This is a genomic window from uncultured Veillonella sp. (assembly GCF_934190855.1).
Taxonomy (GTDB): domain Bacteria; phylum Bacillota; class Negativicutes; order Veillonellales; family Veillonellaceae; genus Veillonella.
In genome coordinates, this window is the sequence record NZ_CAKPTN010000151.1 from 1 (window position 1) to 4,020 (window position 4,020).

Here is a 4,020-nt window from a genome sequence, read left to right on the forward strand (position 1 = left end):
GACTGTAACAAGGTAATAGCTTCGTCACTAACAGCATCAGGCCGCGTAGAACAGCGTATACCATCAATTATGCCACTCTTAAGCATCTCAGAAGCAGGAGCTAATAATTGGTGTTGTAGATCTGTATGGATAGCTGTAAATGATCCACCATAAAAGGCAACCTCCCAAAACTTATCGTTCCGTTTACTACTTACATACTCTGTAATCGTTTCTTTTATATAATCCGGTGTTAGGTGACTAATACCAGATTGGCCCGTAATACGAGACTGATTACAAAAGGTACACACATAGGGACAACCTACGTGAGGTATAAAAAAAGGAATCATACCAAATGGTTTCATAGACACCTCCCCTTCTTATAAAAAATATTACTCACATACTATTGTATAAATCATTAATCACTTATTGCTAAATAGAACATTACTTATATGCTGGTATATATCATTACATACTGTTATATATATCATTACTCACATACTGTTATATAGCTTATCACTCATCTACTATTATACAGAAAAAAGCGCCATTAGGCGCTTTTCTATTTGTCAGCCATCAACTTTTCTAAAGTTAATTGAGCCGCATGTTGTTCTGCAATTTTTTTACTTTTACCAGAGCCGGCCTCGTAAGTAACACCATTAATTTCGACTACCATATGGAAGGTCTTAGCATGGTCGGGACCACTTTCACTGAGCAAACGGTAGACGATATGCTTATCACCATCCCGTTGCACGTATTCTTGTAATAATGTCTTATAATCTTTGCCCCGCTTTCCTTCTAAGGCTTGCTTGATATAAGTTGTTAAATGTTTTAAAACGAAGGTCATTGCTGTTTGGTAATCTGTAGAAATATAAATAGCGCCAATGAGAGACTCAAAGGTATCAGCTAGTATAGAGTTACGATCATTACCACCAGAAGCGCGTTCACCATGACCAAGCAATAAATATTGCCCCAATTGTAAAGAACGACTTACGGATGCTAGGGAATCCTCACATACTGTAGCAGCTTTAATTTTCGTCAAGTTACCTTCAGCCATGTCTGGATAATTCTTAAATAAGTACTCACCAATGATGAGATCCAGTACAGCATCGCCTAAAAACTCTAATCGTTGATTGTGATGGATATGCTTTGATTTATGTTCATTCGCATAAGATGTATGTGTAAAAGCACAATCTATAATGGATATATCTGACACAGGTATGTCTAAACGAGCAACAAGCTCATGAAGAGATTCTTCACGAGCTTGTGTCATCTTACTCTTATGCGCTTCGATAGCAACCATTAAGCTTCATAACGGCGAATGCAAAGTGTACCGTTATGACCACCAAAACCGAAAGAGTTGGAAAGTGCACATTTAACTTCTAAGTCACGTGCGCCTTCACGAACATAGTCTAGATCCAAACCTTCATCAGGATTGTCACAGTTAATTGTAGGGTGAACTTTACCAGTTTCGATAGCCATCGCCATAACGATAGTTTCAATAGCACCAGCAGCACCTAACAAGTGACCTGTCATGGATTTTGTAGAGTTAACAGCGATATTTTTAGCATGATCGCCGAACAATTCTTTAATAGCTAATGTTTCATTTTGGTCATTAAGGCCAGTAGATGTACCATGAGCATTGATGTAGTTAACGTCTTTAGGATCGATACCTGCATCTTTAATTGCTAATTCCATACATTTACGAGCTTGAACACCACCTGGAGCTGGTGCAGTGATGTGGTAAGCATCACCATTAGTGCCATAACCTACTACTTCAGCGTAGATATGAGCACCACGAGCTTTAGCATGTTCTAATTCTTCAAGAACTACGATACCTGAGCCTTCACCCATTACGAAACCATCGCGATCGCGGTCAAATGGACGGGATGCTTTTGTTGGTTCGTCATTGCGTGTAGACATAGCTTTCATAGCTGCGAAACCAGCTACAGCAGCAGGGGATACAGCCGCTTCAGTACCACCAGCGAACATTACATCAGCATCACCACGTTGAATGATACGGAATGCATCGCCAATAGCGTTTGTACCAGAAGTACAAGCTGTTACGTCTGTAATAACAGGACCTTTAAGACCAAGGCGAATGGATACACGTGCAGATGTCATGTTGGCAATCATCATAGGTACTGCAAATGGACTTACACGGCCAGGACCTTTTTCGAATAATGTTTCATATACTTCATGGATAGAGTCAATACCGCCGATACCAGTACCAACTACAGTACCACAACGGTCTAAATCAGCTTTATCCAAGTCAAGATCAGCATCTTCACAAGCAAGAACAGCTGCACCGATAGCAAATTCTACAGAACGGTCCATACGACGAGCTTCTTTTTTGTCAACGCCATAGTTTGTAATATCAAAATCTTTTACTTCGCCTGCAATGCGTGTTGCATACTCAGATGCGTCAAAGCGTGTAATCGGCCCAATACCAGATTGACCTGCCAATAACGCATTGTAGAAGTTCTCTTTACCGATACCTACAGGAGTCACTGCCCCTAAGCCAGTAATTACTACACGTTTTTCCAATTATTCCACCTCTTATAGCTATACAGCCCTTTTAAATTAATCTATCTCTGCTACTTGCTGTTTTAGTTGAGCAAAGATATCTTTAACTGGCATAATCTTGTCGACTTTTCTCATATTATTGCCAGAGAACACCAAACCAGTTTCTACATCACCTTGTTGTGCACGAGAAAGAGCGCGGATGATACAGAATTTATGGGAACAATGTTTTAAACAGTTATCACACACCGTTGGAGGTGCTACAGTACCGTCTAATACAGATTCAGCAAATTTGTTTTTAATTGCTTGACCAGGCAAACCTACAGGACTTTGAATTAATACGATGTCCTCAGGGTTTGTAGCCCGTACATACATTTTTTTCAATTCATCAGATGCATTACATTCATCAGAAGCCGCAAAACGGCTGCCCATTTGAACGCCACTAGCACCTAATTTCAACATTTCTACGATATCACGGCCATCAAGAACACCACCAGCACCAATTACTGGAATGTTTTTAACAGCTGCCACAACTTCTGGAACGATGTCTCGAGCGGAACGATCCGTTCCCAAGTGACCACCAGCCTCGCAGCCTTCTACAATTACTGCTGCGGCACCTAAACCTTCAGAAATGCGAGCTAATTTTGCGGACGAAACGATTGGTACAATTGGAGTACCAGACTCTTTGCCCATTGCGAACATATCTCTTGAGAAACCAGCACCTGCTACTACAAGATCAATGCCCTCTTCGATGGCAGTTTTTACTAGACCAGCAAATTGAGTTGCCGCTACCATCGCATTTATACCAATAATACCCGTAGGTGATAATTTTCTAGCTAATTGTATTTCGTATCGTAATTCATCAAAAGGCAAACCAGATGCCGCAATAAGGCCGATACCACCTTCATTTGCAACGGCTGCTGCCAAGCGAGCTGTAGACAATCTAATCGCCATACCACCTTGAATGATAGGTACTTTGGCCACTAGATTCCCAATGCGAAGTTCAGGGAGCTTCACTATCAAATCCTCCTGTAAATAAAACCGGTGGGGAGGCCACTCGGCCTCCCGTTCGGCTGAATTGTCAGCTTTACAGCTTATTTAGCAGAATCAATATATTCTACTGTATCCTTAACGGTTTTAATTTTTTCTGCAACGTCGTCAGGGATTTCAACATTGAATTCTTCTTCGAATGCCATGATCAATTCAACGATATCTAAGGAGTCAGCGCCTAAGTCGTCGATGAATGTAGAATCAATGGTAACTTCAGCTTCATCAACGCCTAATTGTTCCACAACGATTGCTTTTACTTTATCGAAAGTGTTCATTGGTGGTTCACCTCCTTTCAAAGTGTATTTGTATATAGTCTAATTTTACAACTACATTACCATGCCGCCATCTACATTGATAACTTGGCCTGTAATATAATTAGCAAAATCGCTAGCAAGGAATGTTACTACAGTTGCTACTTCTTCTGCATCAGCCATACGGCCCAATGGAATTTCAGTAACCATAGCTTCTTTA

The 4,020-nt window shown here is 40.7% G+C and carries 5 protein-coding genes and 1 pseudogene; all 6 read right to left on the reverse strand.

Annotation, left to right across the window (positions count from 1 at the left end; translation table 11 throughout):
* Nucleotides 1-341 (reverse strand): annotated as a pseudogene (locus Q0F90_RS07880) (radical SAM protein); the annotation flags it as partial.
* Nucleotides 342-538: 197 nt separating this feature from the next.
* A complete protein-coding gene (rnc, locus tag Q0F90_RS07885; RefSeq protein WP_287534144.1) occupies nucleotides 539-1,279 on the reverse strand; it encodes a ribonuclease III in 741 nt (246 codons plus the stop codon).
* On the reverse strand, nucleotides 1,279-2,523 hold the full coding sequence (fabF, locus tag Q0F90_RS07890) for a beta-ketoacyl-ACP synthase II (RefSeq protein WP_296004536.1): 1,245 nt from the start codon (nucleotides 2,521-2,523) through the stop codon (nucleotides 1,279-1,281). The genes rnc and fabF overlap by 1 nt, the downstream gene beginning before the upstream one ends.
* Before the next feature lie 36 nt (nucleotides 2,524-2,559).
* Nucleotides 2,560-3,516: a nitronate monooxygenase family protein gene (locus tag Q0F90_RS07895; protein ID WP_009372047.1), complete on the reverse strand. Its 957-nt coding sequence runs from the start codon at nucleotides 3,514-3,516 to the stop codon at nucleotides 2,560-2,562.
* 77 nt (nucleotides 3,517-3,593) lie between these two features.
* Nucleotides 3,594-3,824, reverse strand: coding sequence for an acyl carrier protein (locus tag Q0F90_RS07900; RefSeq protein ID WP_004693441.1), 231 nt, complete (start codon nucleotides 3,822-3,824; stop codon nucleotides 3,594-3,596).
* Nucleotides 3,825-3,875: 51 nt separating this feature from the next.
* Nucleotides 3,876-4,020 (reverse strand): SDR family oxidoreductase (locus tag Q0F90_RS07905; RefSeq protein WP_296004537.1); only part of this gene is annotated, 145 nt, incomplete at its 5' end.